Origin of the sequence: Staphylococcus lutrae (assembly GCF_002101335.1) — a bacterium.
Lineage (GTDB): Bacteria > Bacillota > Bacilli > Staphylococcales > Staphylococcaceae > Staphylococcus > Staphylococcus lutrae.
Genome location: NZ_CP020773.1, coordinates 585642 through 603075, shown reverse-complemented (window position 1 = coordinate 603075; position 17434 = coordinate 585642). Strand labels below are relative to the sequence as shown.

General features: G+C 34.1%; 15 protein-coding genes and 1 CRISPR repeat array. Of the genes, 14 read left to right on the top strand and 1 reads right to left on the bottom strand.

Annotated features, from left to right (window positions below):
• Positions 1-14: 14 nt before the first annotated feature.
• A protein-coding gene (locus B5P37_RS02985) for an IS3 family transposase (RefSeq protein WP_169710765.1) occupies positions 15-1144 on the bottom strand; the annotation gives its coding sequence in 2 pieces (ribosomal slippage) (positions 15-865 and positions 865-1144; 1131 coding nt in all).
• Positions 1145-1509: 365 nt separating this feature from the next.
• Between B5P37_RS02985 and B5P37_RS02980 the strand changes: the two genes are divergently transcribed.
• The 14 genes from B5P37_RS02980 to amaP all read left to right on the top strand — a co-directional run bounded on the left by B5P37_RS02980 (position 1510) and on the right by amaP (position 17427).
• On the top strand, positions 1510-2262 hold the full coding sequence (locus B5P37_RS02980; RefSeq protein WP_085236835.1) for a DeoR/GlpR family DNA-binding transcription regulator: 753 nt from the start codon (positions 1510-1512) through the stop codon (positions 2260-2262).
• Between the two features lie 192 nt (positions 2263-2454).
• On the top strand, positions 2455-2883 hold the full coding sequence (gene lacA, locus B5P37_RS02975) for a galactose-6-phosphate isomerase subunit LacA (RefSeq protein ID WP_085236834.1): 429 nt from the start codon (positions 2455-2457) through the stop codon (positions 2881-2883).
• 14 nt (positions 2884-2897) lie between these two features.
• A complete protein-coding gene (gene lacB / locus B5P37_RS02970; RefSeq protein WP_085236833.1) occupies positions 2898-3413 on the top strand; it encodes a galactose-6-phosphate isomerase subunit LacB in 516 nt (171 codons plus the stop codon).
• 69 nt (positions 3414-3482) lie between these two features.
• Positions 3483-4454 (top strand): tagatose-bisphosphate aldolase, encoded by a 972-nt coding sequence (gene lacD, locus B5P37_RS02965; RefSeq protein WP_085236832.1) that lies wholly within the window; start codon positions 3483-3485, stop codon positions 4452-4454.
• 23 nt (positions 4455-4477) lie between these two features.
• Entirely contained in the window at positions 4478-4792 is a 315-nt protein-coding gene (locus B5P37_RS02960) for a PTS lactose/cellobiose transporter subunit IIA (RefSeq protein ID WP_085236831.1), read from the top strand.
• Positions 4793-4797: 5 nt separating this feature from the next.
• Positions 4798-6528 carry a lactose-specific PTS transporter subunit EIIC gene (locus B5P37_RS02955; RefSeq protein WP_085236830.1) on the top strand — a complete coding sequence of 577 codons (1731 nt, stop codon included), beginning with the start codon at positions 4798-4800 and terminating at the stop codon, positions 6526-6528.
• A 17-nt stretch (positions 6529-6545) separates the two neighbouring features.
• Entirely contained in the window at positions 6546-7949 is a 1404-nt protein-coding gene (gene lacG, locus B5P37_RS02950; RefSeq protein ID WP_085236829.1) for a 6-phospho-beta-galactosidase, read from the top strand.
• A 415-nt stretch (positions 7950-8364) separates the two neighbouring features.
• The gene (gene cas9, locus B5P37_RS12110; RefSeq protein ID WP_240622396.1) at positions 8365-9105 is read left to right on the top strand and encodes a type II CRISPR RNA-guided endonuclease Cas9; all 741 of its coding nucleotides are present in this window, start codon (positions 8365-8367) and stop codon (positions 9103-9105) included.
• Positions 9053-12379 carry a type II CRISPR RNA-guided endonuclease Cas9 gene (gene cas9 / locus B5P37_RS02945; RefSeq protein WP_244898630.1) on the top strand — a complete coding sequence of 1109 codons (3327 nt, stop codon included), beginning with the start codon at positions 9053-9055 and terminating at the stop codon, positions 12377-12379. Before cas9 (B5P37_RS12110) ends, cas9 (B5P37_RS02945) begins: the two co-directional genes overlap by 53 nt.
• Positions 12369-13244, top strand: a complete 876-nt coding sequence (gene cas1, locus B5P37_RS02940) for a type II CRISPR-associated endonuclease Cas1 (protein ID WP_085236828.1) — start codon at positions 12369-12371, stop codon at positions 13242-13244. Before cas9 (B5P37_RS02945) ends, cas1 begins: the two co-directional genes overlap by 11 nt.
• Positions 13245-13260: 16 nt before the next feature.
• Positions 13261-13578: a CRISPR-associated endonuclease Cas2 gene (gene cas2 / locus B5P37_RS02935; RefSeq protein WP_240622393.1), complete on the top strand. Its 318-nt coding sequence runs from the start codon at positions 13261-13263 to the stop codon at positions 13576-13578.
• Complete coding sequence (locus B5P37_RS02930) at positions 13575-14423, top strand: hypothetical protein (protein ID WP_085236827.1); 849 nt, start codon at positions 13575-13577, stop codon at positions 14421-14423. Before cas2 ends, B5P37_RS02930 begins: the two co-directional genes overlap by 4 nt.
• A 128-nt stretch (positions 14424-14551) precedes the next feature.
• Positions 14552-14980: direct repeats of the CRISPR family, unit length 36 nt; unit sequence GTTTTAGTACTATGATTTTTTAGAAAGAAGTAAAAC.
• Positions 14981-15536: 556 nt separating this feature from the next.
• Positions 15537-16547, top strand: coding sequence for a zinc-binding alcohol dehydrogenase family protein (locus B5P37_RS02925; protein ID WP_085236826.1), 1011 nt, complete (start codon positions 15537-15539; stop codon positions 16545-16547).
• Between the two features lie 337 nt (positions 16548-16884).
• Entirely contained in the window at positions 16885-17427 is a 543-nt protein-coding gene (gene amaP / locus B5P37_RS02920) for an alkaline shock response membrane anchor protein AmaP (RefSeq protein ID WP_085236825.1), read from the top strand.
• Positions 17428-17434 lie beyond the last annotated feature (7 nt).

Here is a 17434-nt window from a genome sequence, read left to right as displayed (position 1 = left end):
TATGTCAACATTTTTTAGACGCTTTTCATGTGTAGATCTTTAAACGCCACTGGTGTTAAATACTGTAATGAAGAATGTGGTCTAAAATTGTTGTACCAATTTACATAATCAAATAATTCTGTCTCTAACTGTTCTAGGTTTTCAAATTTCATCTGTTTTACAAATTCGGTTTTTAGTGCTTTCATCGTTGCTTCTACAACTGCGTTATCATAAGGACAACCTTTAGTACTTAATAAACGCTTAATTTTAAATGTTTCTAATACTTCATCTATCAAATGGTTATCAAATTCTTTGCCTCTGTCAGTATAAAATAATTTGATTTGTTGAAGATTATAATTTATCCTGCTGATTGCTTTTGATACTAGATTTGCGTCCTTGCTTTTACCTGCACTGTAACCAACAATTTCTCTATTAAATAAATCTATGAATAAAAATATGTAATGCCATGTTCCTGCGACTTTTACATATGTTAAATCACTTACTAATGCCTCCATTGGTTGATCTCTAACAAAAGCGCGATTCAAATGATTTTCAATTAGTTTTTCATTAATTTCTTTTTTGTGATTTTTATATTTAGTTTTCGTATAAACAGAAACTAGATGATGTTTTTTCATGATACGACCAATCTTTCGTCTTGATACAGTGATACCTTTGTCATTTAAATTATTTTTAATTCGTCTTGTACCAAAGGTTTTTCTATTAGAATTAAAAATGTTTATGACTGCACGTTCTACGTTTGAATCATCTTTAGTAGCTTTATTATCTTTTCTTTTTATAGAATCATAATAGGTACTTCTTGGTATATTTAGGACTTTACACATTGCTGATACTGAATATTGATATGCATTCTTTTGAATGATTTCTATTTTCGTCCCATGATCAGCGCTGCTTGCTTTAAAATGTCGTTCTCCATTTTTAGATGTTTAACTTCTTTACGTAAACGCATTAATTCTTTTTCTTCATCAGTTAAGTTATCTTTATGATTAAAAGAACCCGTACTTTGGTGCTGTTTTATCCACTTTCCTAACGCTGAAGGTGTTAAATCGTATTCATGGATAATTTCATTTCTAGGCTTACCATTCTCATAAAGTCTAACCATCTGTAACTTGAATTCAGGACTAAAATTTCTTCTTTTTCTAGTCATAATAAAATCGCCTACTTTCTTAATTTAACAATATCCATTCTCAAAAATTGTCCAATTAAATGTAGACGATTCACGTTTGTTATCTGTACGTTTTTCGTTAGATGCAAGTGTTTGTTCTTTTAATTGATTCAAATTTATAATATAACACTTAAGATTTTTAAAAATCTATTCGTCTAATGGTTAATGCTTACAAACTGATTATGTTTCAAAGAGTCATTTAATGTTGTTTTTTGTTTGATTTACCAATCTTATTTGTTTAATTTTTGTAGCATATATAGTAAGTTTAGATTAATATGAAATCAACACTCAAATAGACTTTTAGAGTTCAAAATAATAATTAAGATTGTACAAAAGGAGGCCCACTTTTGAATAAATATGAGCGATTGGATGAGATAGCACGTCGCGTAAATGAAAAAGGAACGATTCGTATTACTGACATTGTTGAAGACTTAAATGTGTCGGATATGACTGTAAGGCGAGATTTAATCGAGCTTGAGGAACAAGGGATTTTGACGAAAATACATGGTGGGGCGCGAAGTAACCAAGCGTTTCAGTATAAGGAAATGTCGCATCATGAAAAACATACACAAAAAAGCAAAGAAAAATATGAAATCGCAAAAAAAGCGGCCGAATTAATTGAAGATGGCAATATCATCTTTTTAGGACCAGGTACGACAGTTGAAATGTTAGCAAAGGAAATTGAAAATAAACGTTTATCTGTGGTGACGAATTGTTTACCGGTTTTTCAAATATTACAGCATAAACGATCAGAACAATTTTCAGTGTATTTAATAGGCGGTTCTCAACGAAAGGTCACTGAATCATTTGTCGGGGAAATGGCGAATACACTCCTTGAAAAAATGCGATTTTCTAAAATATTTTTTAGTGCCAATGGTATTAAAGGTAACGAGGTGATGACTTCCTCATATGAAGAAGCCTACACACAAAAATTAGCAATTTCGCACTCGAATGAAAAATACATACTTGCCGACGATTCAAAAATTGGTAAGGAGGATTTTGTATCGTTTTGTGAATTAAAAAATTTAACAGCCATTGTGACAAATCGTTTAAATAGCGAACAAATGAAAGCAGTACAGCAGTATATCGAAGTGATTTAAAAACAAAAAGAAGTGCTACATAAGCGTAGTACCTCTTTTTGTTTGATTTTGGTGATTTAATACAATTAATCAAACAAAATAAAACAATTCGTGTTGAAATTATGTTTGTTTAGGTGTATGATTTAACTGTAAATAAATGAAAGCGCTTGATTATGTTCAAGTCAACATTATTTTTTTGGAAGGATGATTACTGTGAAAGTGATTATTGGTGCGGATCAATATGGCGCTCATTTGAAAGCGCATATCAAAACATTTCTACTCAACAAGCAATATGAGGTCGTAGATGTGACAAGTGACGACTTAGTGGATTTTGTCGATGTGACAGTGGCGGTTGCGCATAAGGTACAAGAAGATGATAACAATTTAGGTATCGTCATTGACGAGTTTGGTGCAGGTAGCTTTATGGTTGCAACAAAAATTAAAGGCATGATTGCAGCGGAAGTGTCGGACGAGCGCTCTGCTTATATGACACGAAGTCATAACAATGCCAAAATGATTACCCTTGGTGCGGCTTTGGTAGGAGAGACACTCGCTGAAAATATTGTCAAAGGTTTTATTGAAGGACATTATGATGGCGGACGTCATCAAATACGTGTAGATATGTTAAACAAAATGGGATAAGAGGAGGCAAAAAAATGAAAATTGCAATTGGTTCAGATCATATTGTCACAGATACCAAAATGGAGGTGTCTCAATTTTTAAAATCATTGGGTCATGAAGTGATTGATTGTGGGACATACGATTTTACGCGCACACATTACCCAATCTATGGAAAAAAAGTAGGGGAAGCTGTGACGCGTGGTGAAGCGGATTTAGGTGTGTGTATTTGTGGGACAGGTGTCGGCATCAATAATGCAGTGAATAAAGTGCCAGGTATCCGTTCTGCATTAGTTCGTGATATGTCTTCTGCGCTTTATGCAAAAGAACAGTTGAATGCCAATGTAATTGGTTTTGGTGGCAAGATTGTGGGCGATTTATTGCTTTGTGATATTGTAGAAGCTTTTATTAATGCAGAGTATCAACCGACTGAAGAAAATCAAAAGTTGATTGAAAAAATTAGTCAAGTTGAATCTGTCAATGCGCATCAAACTGATGATGATTTCTTTGATGAATTTTTAGAGAAATGGGATAAAGGCGAGTACAAAGATTAATGACTTATTGACGGTAATGACAATCGAGATTTTAATGAATCAAACATAATAATACAAGAGGTGTCAATAATGAGCACAAAAGAAGAACTGTTAACACAATTAAGTGACGACAAAGGGATTATTTCAGCATTAGCTTTCGATCAACGCGGGGCATTGAAACGCATGATGGCGCAATATCAAACCGAAGAACCTCAAGTTAAAGATATGGAACGTTTAAAACAATTGGTTTCTGAAGAGTTAACACCTTACGCCTCAGCTATATTATTAGATCCGGAGTATGGTCTTCCTGCGACGACGGTGAGACATGATTCAACGGGTTTATTGTTGGCTTACGAAAAAACAGGATACGATGTGAATGCGAAAGGTCGTTTGCCAGATTGTTTGGTGGATTGGTCGGCCAAACGCATTAAAGAAGCAGGCGCACAGGCTGTGAAGTTCTTACTTTACTATGATGTAGATGATGAGGATGCGATTAATAATCAAAAAGAAGCGTACATTGAGCGGATTGGTTCAGAATGTAAAGCCGAGGACATTCCTTTCTTCTTAGAGATTTTAGCCTATGATGATGCCATTGCAGATAATAAAAGTGCTGAATATGCCAAAGTGAAGCCGCGTAAAGTAATTGAAGCGATGCGTGTCTTCTCAAATGAACGATTTGGCGTCGATGTATTAAAGGTGGAAGTGCCAGTCGACATGAATTATGTTGAAGGTTTTGCGGCAGGTGAAGTGGTGTATACGCGCGAAGAAGCAGCACAATATTTTAAACAACAAGATGAAGCGACTGCCCTACCATATATTTACTTAAGCGCAGGCGTTTCTGCCAAACTCTTCCAAGAGACATTGCGTTTTGCACATGATTCAGACGCGCATTTTAACGGTGTGTTATGTGGACGTGCAACATGGGCTGGAGCAGTCAAAGCCTATATTGAGCAAGGTGAAGCGGCAGCAAGAGAATGGTTGCGCACGGAAGGAAAGGCAAATATTAGTGAATTAAATAAAGTATTAGAAGAGACAGCTGTTTCTTACAAGGCCGGTTTATAGCGTACAAATTGGAGGGATTTTCTATGAACAGAGAAGAAGTTGCAATGTTAGGATTTGAAATTGTTGCTTATGCAGGGGATGCGCGCTCGAAATTTTTAGAAGCGTTAACAGCAGCACGTGAAGGGGACTTCGAAAAAGCTGAGCAACTGATTGAAGCAGGAAATCAATGTATTATCGAAGCGCACCATGCACAGACTTCATTACTACAAAAAGAAGCGGCTGGAGATGATATTGCTTACAGTGTAACGATGATGCATGGCCAAGATCACTTGATGACAACGATTTTATTAAAAGACTTGTTGAGTCACATGTTGACGTTATATAAACGGGGGAGTTGATAGGTATGAATAGACTCATTGAATTCATTGAAAAAGGCAAACCATTTTTTGAAAAACTCTCACGTAATATGTATTTAAGAGCCATTCGTGATGGATTTATTTCTGCCATGCCAATCATTTTATTTTCGAGTATCTTCTTATTGATTGCCTATGTTCCGAATATTTTCGGTTTCACTTGGAGTAAACATGCAGAGGCAATTATTATGAAACCTTATGGCTATACCATGGGGATTGTGGGGTTACTTGTAGCGGGGACAACGGCGAAAGCATTAACGGACTCCTATAACCGTAAGCTTGCAAGTACGAATCAAATCAACTTTATTTCTACGATGCTCGCTTCAATTTGTGGATTTTTATTTCTTGCATCTAATCCACTTGAAGCGGGTGGATTTGCGAATGCGTTTATGGGAACAAAAGGATTACTTACGGCGTTTTTATCCGCATTTGTGACGGTCATCATTTATCATATTTGTGTGAAAAATAATATCACGATTAAGATGCCGAAAGAAGTTCCACCGAACATCTCACAAGTGTTTAAAGATTTAATCCCATTTGGGCTTGTAATTTTGGTGCTTTACGGATTGGATTTACTTTCAAGAGCAGTCGTGAATACGAACGTGGCAGAAGCGATTGTGAAGTTTTTCGAACCTTTATTTACTGCTGCAGATGGCTATGTGGGCATTACGATTATATTTGGTGCTTTCGCATTATTCTGGTTTGTAGGGATTCATGGCCCATCCATTGTCGAACCAGCAATTGCGGCGATTACGTATGCCAATATTGAGACGAACTTTAAATTATTACAAGCTGGAGAACATGCTGATAAAATTTTAACACCGGGTACGCAAATGTTCATCGTTACAATGGGTGGGACCGGTGCGACTTTGATAGTGCCGTTTATGTTCATGTGGCTTTCTAAGTCAAAACGTAACAAAGCCATTGGACGTGCCTCAGTGGTTCCAACATTTTTTGGTGTGAACGAACCCATTTTATTTGGTGCACCCATTGTATTGAACCCTGTGTTCTTCGTTCCGTTCATTTTAGCACCGATCATTAACGTTTGGATTTTCAAATTTTTCGTAGATGTCTTGGGAATGAATAGCTTTAGTGTCGTCTTACCTTGGACGACACCGGGGCCTTTAGGTATTGTAATGGGGACAGGATTTGAATTATGGTCTTTTGTGTTAGCGATTACTTTAATTGTTGTTGATGTCATTATTTACTACCCGTTCTTCAAAGTGTATGACGAACAAATTTTAGAAGAGGAACTTAAAGGAAATCATGATTCTGATGGATTACGTTCAAAAGTAGCCGAAAACTTTAATACAGCAAAGGCAGATGCGATTTTAGCTTCTTCTACTGGACATGTTGCGACAGAATCACATTCTGATACAACTTCAACGACATCTCCGGACATTACGAAACAAACAAATGTATTAGTCCTTTGTGCAGGTGGTGGAACGAGTGGTTTGTTGGCCAATGCTTTAAACCAAGCCGCAGCTGAATATCAGCAACCGGTCACTGCAGCAGCGGGCAGTTATGGGGCACATATGGATATCATGAAAGAATATGATTTAATCATTTTAGCACCACAAGTTGCGTCAAATTATGAAGACATCAAGCAAGATACAGATCGACTCGGTATTAAGCTCGCAAAAACGCAAGGTGCAGAATACATTAAATTGACACGTGATGGTGAAGGCGCACTACAATTTGTGAAAGATCAATTTAATTAAAAGGAGCCTAAAAAACTATGAAAAAATTACCAACGGACTTTATTTTTGGTGGCGCAACTGCAGCCTATCAAGCTGAAGGCGCAACAAACATAGATGGTAAGGGACGTGTCGCTTGGGATACGTATTTGGAAGAGAACTATTGGTATACCGCAGAACCGGCAAGCGACTTTTACAATCGTTATCCGATTGATTTAGAGCTATGTGAGAAATTTGGGGTCAATGGTATTCGTATCTCTATCGCATGGTCACGAATTTTTCCAACCGGTTATGGCGAAGTGAATCAAAAGGGCGTTGATTATTATCACGCACTATTCAAAACTTGTTTAAAGCATCATGTCGAACCTTTTGTGACGCTACATCATTTTGATACGCCAGAAACGTTACATTCTGATGGTGATTTTTTAAACAGAGCGAATATCCAACATTTCGTTGATTACGCAGCTTTTTGTTTCAAGGAATTTAGTGAAGTGAAGTATTGGACGACATTTAATGAAATCGGCCCTATTGGAGATGGACAGTATCTCGTTGGAAAATTCCCACCTGGTATTCAATATGATTTCGAAAAAGTATTCCAATCTCACCACAATATGATGGTTGCTCATGCTAAAGCGGTTGTTTTATATAAGGAACAGGGTTATCAAGGTGAAATTGGGGTTGTTCATGCATTGCCGACTAAATATCCTTATGATTCAACAAATGCTGAAGATGTACGTGCAGCAGAATTAGAAGACATTATCCATAATCGTTTCATTTTGGATGCAACTTATTTAGGGCGTTATTCAGAACAAACGATGGCGGGTGTCAACCATATCTTGTCTGTCAATGGGGGGACACTTGATCTTAGAGATGAAGATTTTGAGATTTTAGACGCTGCAAAGGATTTAAATGATTTCCTAGGTATTAATTACTATATGAGTGATTGGATGCGTGGATTTGAAGGAGAGACTGAGATTACGCATAATTCAAAAGGCAGCAAAGGCGGTTCTAAATATCAATTAAAAGGTGTAGGTCAACGTGAATACGATGTAGACGTGCCCCGTACGGATTGGGACTGGATGATATATCCGCAAGGGCTATATGATCAAATGATGCGTGTTAAAAATGACTATCCAAATTACAAAAAAATCTATATTACTGAAAATGGACTAGGTTACAAAGATGAATTTGTAGATGAAACAGTATATGATGACGCACGTATTGACTATGTTAAAAAACATTTGGAAGTCATTGCAGATGCGATTGAAGATGGCGTAAATGTAAAAGGGTACTTCATCTGGTCATTAATGGATGTCTTTTCATGGTCAAATGGTTATGAAAAACGTTATGGTTTATTCTATGTCGATTTTGAAACGCAAGCCCGTTATCCTAAGAAAAGTGCCTATTGGTATAAAAAATTAGCAGAAACACAAGTAATAGAATAAGTAGTAATAAAGTGGGACATCAAATCTTTGGTGTTCCTCTTTTTTATAAATGTTAGCCTTCAAATAAAGCAAATAAGAATAACAAGAGGTTAAGCTAAACAGTGAGCAATTTATACTCTGAATTATTCTAATTTTTTACTATAATTTATGACATAATTTGCCTAATATGAGAAAAGGTGAACTAGTTTTTGATCAAGATTAACAATCGTATTTGGAACGTATCTTTAAATAATAAAAAACCCTACTGACACAGTAGGGTGTTAATAAAAATTACATCTTCGCTTAAAGCTTATTTTAACTTAACTATGATTTTTTAGAATGAAGTAAAACTTCTAGTACAATTCTATCACAACTATTCACAATTATCAAATAATTTGAGATAATATTCACATAAAATTTGATGGGGGTAAATTAAATGGAACAAAAGCCTTATATCTTAAGTCTAGATATCGGTACAGGTAGTGTTGGATATGCTTGTATGGATAAGGAATTCAACATTTTAAAATACTACAACAAAGATGCAATTGGTGTCCATCTTTTTGATAGTGCGAACACAGCCGCTGATCGAAGAGCGTTTCGATCCTCAAGACGAAGAAAAAATCGTCGAATTAAACGATTAGGTTTGTTACAAGAAATATTAGCACCTCTGGTAAAAAATCCTAATTTTTATCAATTTGAAAGACAATTGACATGGAAAAATGACAATACCGATTTTAAAAATAAGTCATTGTCAGAAGTGCTTCGATTTTTAGGATATAAACCGGATTATTACCCTACCATTTATCATTTGCAAAGTGAATTATTATGTAAAGATCAAGCATACGCACCAGAACTCATTTACTTAGCGATTTATCATTTAGTTAAATATAGAGGCCATTTTTTATTTAATCATTTAAGTATTGATCAATTATCTAATAGTGAAAGTATTTTTGACTTTGTAGAACTTATTCAATCTTATGAAAACATCAATCAAGTCTCATTAGACTTGGATTTCGAGATGAAAAAAGACGTTTATCATATTTTAAATGATCATGACTTAACAAAAATGGATCGTGTTAAAAGTGTAAAAAAAAATATCAAAACCTTTAGAACAGATTGCAAAAATGGTGCTTGGTTTAAAATTTGCAGAAGCAAAGTTATTCGACCATGCTCATAATTCGGACGTATTAGTTGAGAACAATCAATCACACTCGTTTGATGATAATTATGAGGAAAATCTTTCTGATGCTTTAACAGAAGAGCAAATTGAATTTATTGAAAAAGGTAATAAAATTTATTTGTCGATTTTATTACAGCAGATTTTAAAAGGGCATAATTCAATGGCCGTTGCAAAAGTTGAAGCTTATAAAAAGTTTAAGCAGGAATTAAAAGAAGTTAAAAATGAAGTGTATCATGCCGATTCTACAAAAAAACTATTCAAAAAATTCTTTGTGTCAGGTAAAGAAGATTTAAAGCGCTATAAGGAAGCACCAAGTGGTGAAAATTTAAAAGCACTTTGCTATTTTGATCAATATCTTATGCATCCAAAGAAGCAGTATGATGAATGGATAAAAGAATTAAAAAAAGTTTTATCTAAAGATAGTGAACTCTATAAAGCTTTAGAAAATAAGACCTTACTCAGAATATTAAACACGACTGATAATGCAAGTATACCGATGCAAATTAGTAAATATGAAGCTGAAAAAATATTGAAAAATCAACAAAAGTATCATCCAGAAATTACAAATGAGATGATCGAGAAAGTAGTGGATTTAATACAGTTTCGTATTCCCTACTATGTCGGACCATTAGTTAAAGATTCAGAAAATGCTAAGTTTGGATGGATGAAACGGAACGATAACAAACCAATAAAACCATGGGACTTTGATGCGCTTGTTAATCGTTCAGAAAGCGCGACACAATTCATCCGACGTATGACAAATAAATGCACATACTTATTAAATGAAGACGTCATACCTAAAAACAGTCTGTTATACCAGGAAATGGAAGTTTTAAACGAGTTGAGTAACATTCAAGTTAGACGTGAAACCGATGCTAAAAGCCGTAAATATCGATTAACTCCTGAATTGAAAAATTTCGCAGTAGAACATATCTTCAAGAAATTCAAAACTGTAAGTCATAAAAAATTTTTAGAAATTATGTTGAATTCGAATTTTAGAGCACACTTTATGAATCATGGTGAAAAATTATCTTTATTCGGTACACAAAATGAAAAAGGATTTGGTTCGAAATTGTCGTCATATCAAGATATGATAAAGATTTTTGGTACAGTTGATGACAAAAGAGAGATGATTGAAGAAATTATTCAATGGATAACAATATTTGAAGATAAAAAGATTTTGGTAGAAAAGCTTCAACAAAATTATCCAGAGTTGACCACTGTACAAGTAAATCAATTAAAAAATTTAAATTATTCGGGTTGGGGGAGATTGAGTGAAAGATTATTGACTCATCGTCACCATCATCATACGATTATTGAATTATTAAGAAGTTCTAATGAAAATTTTATGGAAATTATTACAAATGAAGCTTATGATTTTCAAGGTTTTATTCAAAGTGAAAATGAATTATCTTCAAGCTCAATTCGATATCAAGATGTTGAAGAATTATCAACATCTCCAGCTTTAAAGAAAGGAATTTGGTCCACGGTAAAGTTAGTAAGGGAACTGACTTCAATTTTTGGGACGCCGGAGAAAATTATTATTGAATTTGCAAAAGAAGATCAAATTAAAGGGCGTCGCTCAAAAACGCTTAAGCAAATGTGGGAGAACAATGTTAAGAAAAAAGGTTTGAAGTCTGATGAAGCCTTTAGGGATATTATTAAAGAGGCAAATCAACTTAGTCAGACACAATTTCAAAACGAGAATATAAAGCTATATTTATCTCAAAATGGTAAATGCATGTATAGTGGTAAAAAAATCGACATACATGCGTTACTCTCTAAGCAATCCGATAAATATTACGAAGTTGATCATATTATACCAAGAAGCTTTATTAAAGATGACTCAATAGACAATAAAGTATTGGTGATTAAGGAGATGAATCAAAATAAATACGATAGGGTTCCATTGCAGTTCGTTCAAAATCCAGATGAGAAAATTGCATTTTGGAAGAGTTTAAATAAAGCTGGATTAATCAGTGATCATAAGCTGTTTAGATTAATGAAACCTCAATTTACTGAAATGGATAAAGAGGGATTCATTCAAAGACAATTGGTTGAGACACGTCAGATTTCAGTACATGTCAGAGATTTTCTTCAAGAAGAATATCCGAATTCACGTATTATCCCGATGAAAGCTAAAATGGTCAGTGAATTTCGGAGACGATTTAAAATCCCGAAGATTCGTGAATTGAACGATGCACACCACGCAATAGATGCCTATTTGAACGGGGTGGTCTATCACGGTGCACAATTAGCGTATCCAAAGGTGGATTTATTTGATTTTAATTTTAAATGGGAAAAGGTAAGAGAAAAATGGAAGGCACTCGGAGAGTTTAGTACGAACCAAAAGTCGAAAGAGCTATTCTTCTTTAAAGCTTTGGAAAAATTGACAGTGAATAGTGGTAAACTTCTAATAGAGAAAGTCTATAATGACATTGATCATTTTAAAATCAATTACTCAAGAAAGCGAGTTGACACTGAAAAACAGTTTTACGATCAGATGCCTGTATCTCCGAAGATTTCGATTCCCAAATATCAATCAGATAAAACAGAATTTGCAGTATATCAAAGTATGAAAGTCCACCAAACACATGTGGTTGCAATGAAAATTGCAAATAAAAAAGGAAATATCAAGTTAAAGTATCAAATCATAGACGAATATGTTATTGAACACTATAAATTTGGAGAAAATAACGAAAAAGCATTAGCACTGCATTTAGCGCAGAGAGAAAACAATAATGAAATTGTAGCAGCACAAATTGTTTATACGTTATATAGAGGAGATTTATTATATATAGAGGGGCATCCGTGTTACTTTATTTCAAGTGATGAAGTTATAAATGCAAAACAATTTGAACTTCCTTTATCCAAACAGCGCGAATTAAAAGATACAATTAAAAATCAAAATATGACAATAGAAAAGTTAAAAGAAATGTACCAGTTTCTTGCTAAACAGCTCATTGTAGAATATAGAGAATACTTAAACGTCGATGGGGAAAATAAAAAATCCAAAGAAATATTGGGACTTTTTTCACAAATCAAACAGACACATGATGATTATATCAATGCAATTGGTGAAATTTTTAAGGCTGCAAAAGCGTCTTCAGCAAGATCGGAGAAAATCGGAAGCCGAAGAAATGGTATGGGAACTCGTACGTTTTTAGGCTTGGGAACTGATGTGAAGGTGGGTTACACATCAATCACTGGATTAAAAACAACAAAGCCAAAATCTCTATTTAAATTAGCGGAGTCCAACAATGAGCTTTAGAACGGTGATTGTTACGAAAGAAGCTAAGTTATCATTGAGAATGAATCAACTGATTGTTAATACAGGTGATTTAAATTACATTCCACTAAATGAAATCTTATGTTTAGTCATTGAGCATCCAAATGTCTCAATGACTGGACATTTGATAAATGCATTGAGTGACCGAAAAATTATAACGATACTTTGTAATAATCGTCATCTTCCTAACACATTGATACTCCCAATGTATGGCCATCATAGACAAGTGAAACAAATTAAAAAACAGATGAATTGGTCACAAGAACGGAAAAATAAACTTTGGCAACGACTTATTAAACAAAAAATTCGTAATCAACAACAAGTATTAGATACATTTTTTAAACAAAAAAATACTGAAAATTTTGATGAATATATTGAAGCAGTTGAGCCTGGTGATATTACGAATAGAGAAGGTCACGCAGCAAAGGTTTATTTTAACACGGTTTTACAACCAGGTTTCACGAGAGGCTATGACAATGCACAAAATGCAGCGTTAGATTATGGATACCAGGTTTTATTAGCAATAGTGGCTAGAACAATTGTAAGTAAGGGTTATTTAACTGAGATAGGAATTAAACATAAGAATGAATATAATATATATAATCTAGCTTCAGATTTTATGGAAATATTTCGCCCTATTGTTGATAGCATCGTTTTAAAATTTGTCAAACAAGAATTTGGGAAAGAAGAAAAAAGAGTCATTATCGATTTATTAAATAAGAAAGTAAAAATCGATAATAAAAATTATTATTTTGTAAATGCAGTAGAACGCTATGTTGACAGTTTATTTCTATATTTGTCAACGGGGGATATGGAAGTTATCAGAATACCAACATGGACATATTAGAGGTGAATAAATAGAGGTGAAGTATTTGAGACTCATTATTATGTTTGATCTGCCTGTTGAGACTTCTAGCGAAAAACGTGCTTATAGAAAGTTTGTAAAGTTTTTAACGACTGAAGGTTATGTAAGGTTACAGTATTCTATTTACAGTAAGCTAGTCTTTAATAGCACAACATTAAAATATACACTCGAGAAATTAAAAATTGTCGTTCCTTCAAAAGGGCTTATCCAAACGCTTGTTGTGACAGAGAATCAATTTTCTAATATGAAATACATTGTTGGAGAACCACCAAAAGGACATCTGGGTTTAAGTTCAGAAAGAGTGATTGAGTTATGAAACTAGCAAGTGATGTAACGGAAGTCCTTGATATTGATTTGCACCATACGCATGTTATTACATTTGAGGATACACAGTTATGTGAAACATTCATTCAAAGCTTTTTATCGTATTTACAAAAGAAACCACAAAAAGATGAACATTATGCACATTTTATTACTGACGGATATGAAACCATTAATGTTCAAAAATTTCATCCAATCATTTTAAATTGTGGTGATAGAAATATACTTGGGCAAAAAGTAATAGAAGACCAAGTATTAAATCATTTTGAAAATCAAATTATATACGATGAAAAGACAAATAAAATATTCAATGAATTTGAGGAAAGTCTAAATATTTTCAAACAGTCTTTGGGAATATACGATGATTACTACCATGTTGAAATTCATGATAATGTTATAAAACTTAAAAAGTTGTTAAAATTATTAGGATATGAATTTCATTATGATTTAAGGGATTTAGATGAAACTCGTAAAAGAAAAGCTTTCATCGATTTAATGCGTAAAAAAGAGAAAGAAGAAATACTTGTTGTACTCTATCCAGAATCATATTTAGGCATCAAAGAGATTGAAGATTTTTTGACGATGATAAAAATGTATCAGTTGACAACATTAGTATTTACTAATCATCCGTCTGTTATCATGAGCGGCGATCATGCATTTTTATGTAAATCAAATAAAACGTGTCATGATTTAAATTTAATTAAAGAAGAATTGAAGCTCTTTATGCCTGAAGAAATGATTACTTCCAAAATGGTTCATTTGATAGCATATCATGAATTTATAGGGGATAATTTATTAGAACTTGGACAGTATTTTAAGTTTATCAATCAATATGAATGAGTTATAATTACGGTGTAAAACGTATTATCTCGCGAAGTCAATGGTATGTTCAACTAGGAAGAAACTGATTTTCGAATGGTTTTACTTTAATTATAGTAGTAGAATCGCATTGATTTTTTATATTTGAGGTTTTAGTACTATGATTTTTTAGAAAGAAGTAAAACAAAGATACGGGACGTCTCATTGTCGATGTGTTTTAGTACTATGATTTTTTAGAAAGAAGTAAAACGCTTCTGATTCGATAATTTGCGTGTTAAAGTTTTAGTACTATGATTTTTTAGAAAGAAGTAAAACTCAAAAACTTGATGCAGGTGAATATGGATGTTTTAGTACTATGATTTTTTAGAAAGAAGTAAAACTGGTTCGTAAATATCCCACAGATAATGTTCGTTTTAGTACTATGATTTTTTAGAAAGAAGTAAAACAATGAATGAGTATCCTCACAAAATCGAAGTGTTTTAGTACTATGATTTTTTAGAAAGAAGTAAAACATGTATAATTTAATTGCTTCCTTATCTTTAGTTTTAGTACTATGATTTTTTAGAAAGAAGTAAAACGAAAACAATTTAATCAATGTGGAAGCATTGTTTTAGTACTATGATTTTTTAGAAGTCTAGAATTTTATGCTATAGGTTTCATGATTTGAAAGGCATTTATTCATATTTTTCAAGAAATAATGTTTCATAGATATACCCAGAGTAGGGGTGTGAGGTTTACTGCTTATACTACTGGTCTTATAATCAAATTCCCGGTGACATGCGAAATATGTCGCCTTTTAATATTGTTTGAATTTTTATCCTTTGTTTGCTTTTTATTCGATGAATGTATTTCATTTCACACCTTTTACATCGAATCCATCGGAATTTTGTTTACATTATGGTGATTTTCGTGTGCAACAGATATCTTTAAGGAAACAGTCGTAATCAATTTTAATACGTTAAAATAACAAATTTTATAATACATATGGATTGAACAAAGTCCAATGTTTTTTCCTGTAAATTGGTATGACACACCAAACGAGTGATTATGGAAAATGGAAGGGATAGGAAGGTCCATGATATAATAGGCTCAAATATATGCAGAATGAACGAATATAGAGAAAGTAGGGAGCGTATGAAAACAATTCTAGCACGTCAACCATTTCAATTATCAGAAGGACTATTGTTTGAGGCAGTCACGCGTGAGATGCCTCAACCTGATGCGCACGAGTTGCTTGTGAAAGTGTATGCTTCAGGCGTTAATCCAGTAGATACGAAGATGCGTCAAGCGCCACTCAACCAGGCGTCACGTGTATTAGGTTTTGATGCAGCGGGTGTGGTCGTCGCAGTGGGCGATCAAGTGAGTGATTTTACGCCGGGTGATCGTGTGTACTATTCTGGTTCTAATCAACGGGATGGCTCGAATCAAACATATCAGCTCGTCCATGAACATTATGTGGCGAAGATGCCGGATCGTTTGTCGTTTACTGAAGCGGCGGCTTTACCTTTAACGGCGATTACCGCTTATGAAACGTTATTCGATTGTTTTGGGATTGCGACAACGCCTAGTGATAATCAGGGAAAAACACTACTGATTATTAATGGGGCAGGTGGTGTGGGCAGTATTGCGACACAAATTGCAAAAGCGTATGGTTTGACGGTCATCACGACTGCTTCTCGTCCTGAGACACGTGCATGGTCTGAAAAGATGGGGGCAGATGTTGTATTAAATCATCGACACAGTCTAATCGATCAATTTGAAACGCAGTCATTGGCACGTCCAGATTATATTTTCTGTACATATGATACAGACGGTTACTATGATACGATGATTGAATTGGTTAAGCCGAGAGGACGTATTGCGACGATTGTTGCGTTTCAAGAAAAACAAGATTTGAATGCATTAAAAGCGAAAAGTATTACATTGACTCATGAATTTATGTTTGCTCGTGCGATGTATGGCATTGATGTGCATATGTACCGTCATTATTTAGAAGATGTGACGGAAAAAGTGGAGTCAGGGCAATATCAAACGACATTAAATACCGTTTTAAAAGGCTTGACACCAGAAAATATCTTTCGTGCACATGAAATGATGGAAGCGCAGTCGCATATCGGTAAACTTGTGATTGAAGTGGCCGAGTAATTGCGGTGTCAGGGTGAAAGATGATTCAAAGCAATCGATTAATAGAATTATTAAATCGACTGATTATCGCTACATTTTATCATTTAAATAATACAGCACATGATGTTGTACGCTTTAAAACGAGACACTTGGATGGTGTTTCGTTTTTTTAATTTTAAAAAGGAAGATATATGGTTTCCCGTAATAATATGAAAGAAAAAGTTAAAATTACAATAGAGAAGAAAAAAGGTAGTATGATTGGACATCTATTTTTGAAAAATATATAAATTTTTGTTTTTCTGTCACAAATCCGGGTATATGCTTGATGTAAGACGTTGAATAGGAGGTGGCAATCAAAATGACAAGACTTAAAAATTTTATCCTAGGGTTGCTGATCGTGGTCATTGTAGGTTTCTTATTGTTCATGTATGTGGATTATCAGCCAATTAAACAGTACCAAAATTATTTTTATCAATTTAATTGGTTTGACCCATTACTCATTGGTTTAGCTGCATTGTTAATCTTAATTGGTTTGATACTGTTTTTCAGAGCATTTAAGCCTACATATCGTAAGCCTGGACTCTATAAAGACTATTCGGACGGTCATATTTATATTTCAAGAAAGTCTATTGAAAATACGGTTTACGATACACTGCGTCAATATGAGAACGTACGCCAACCGAATGTTGTATCTAAATTGTATAACAAGAAAAACGATAGCTTTATCGATATTAGCACAGATTTTTTTGTACCCTCAGAATCAACGCACATACAGTCACTTGTTGAAGAAATCAGAGCTGATATCAAAGAAAGTGTCGAACGTTTTTCTGAATTGCATGTGAAATCAGTGAAAGTCAATGTCCGTGACCAAAGAAAAGACAATGGTCCACGCGTCATATAAAGGAGGG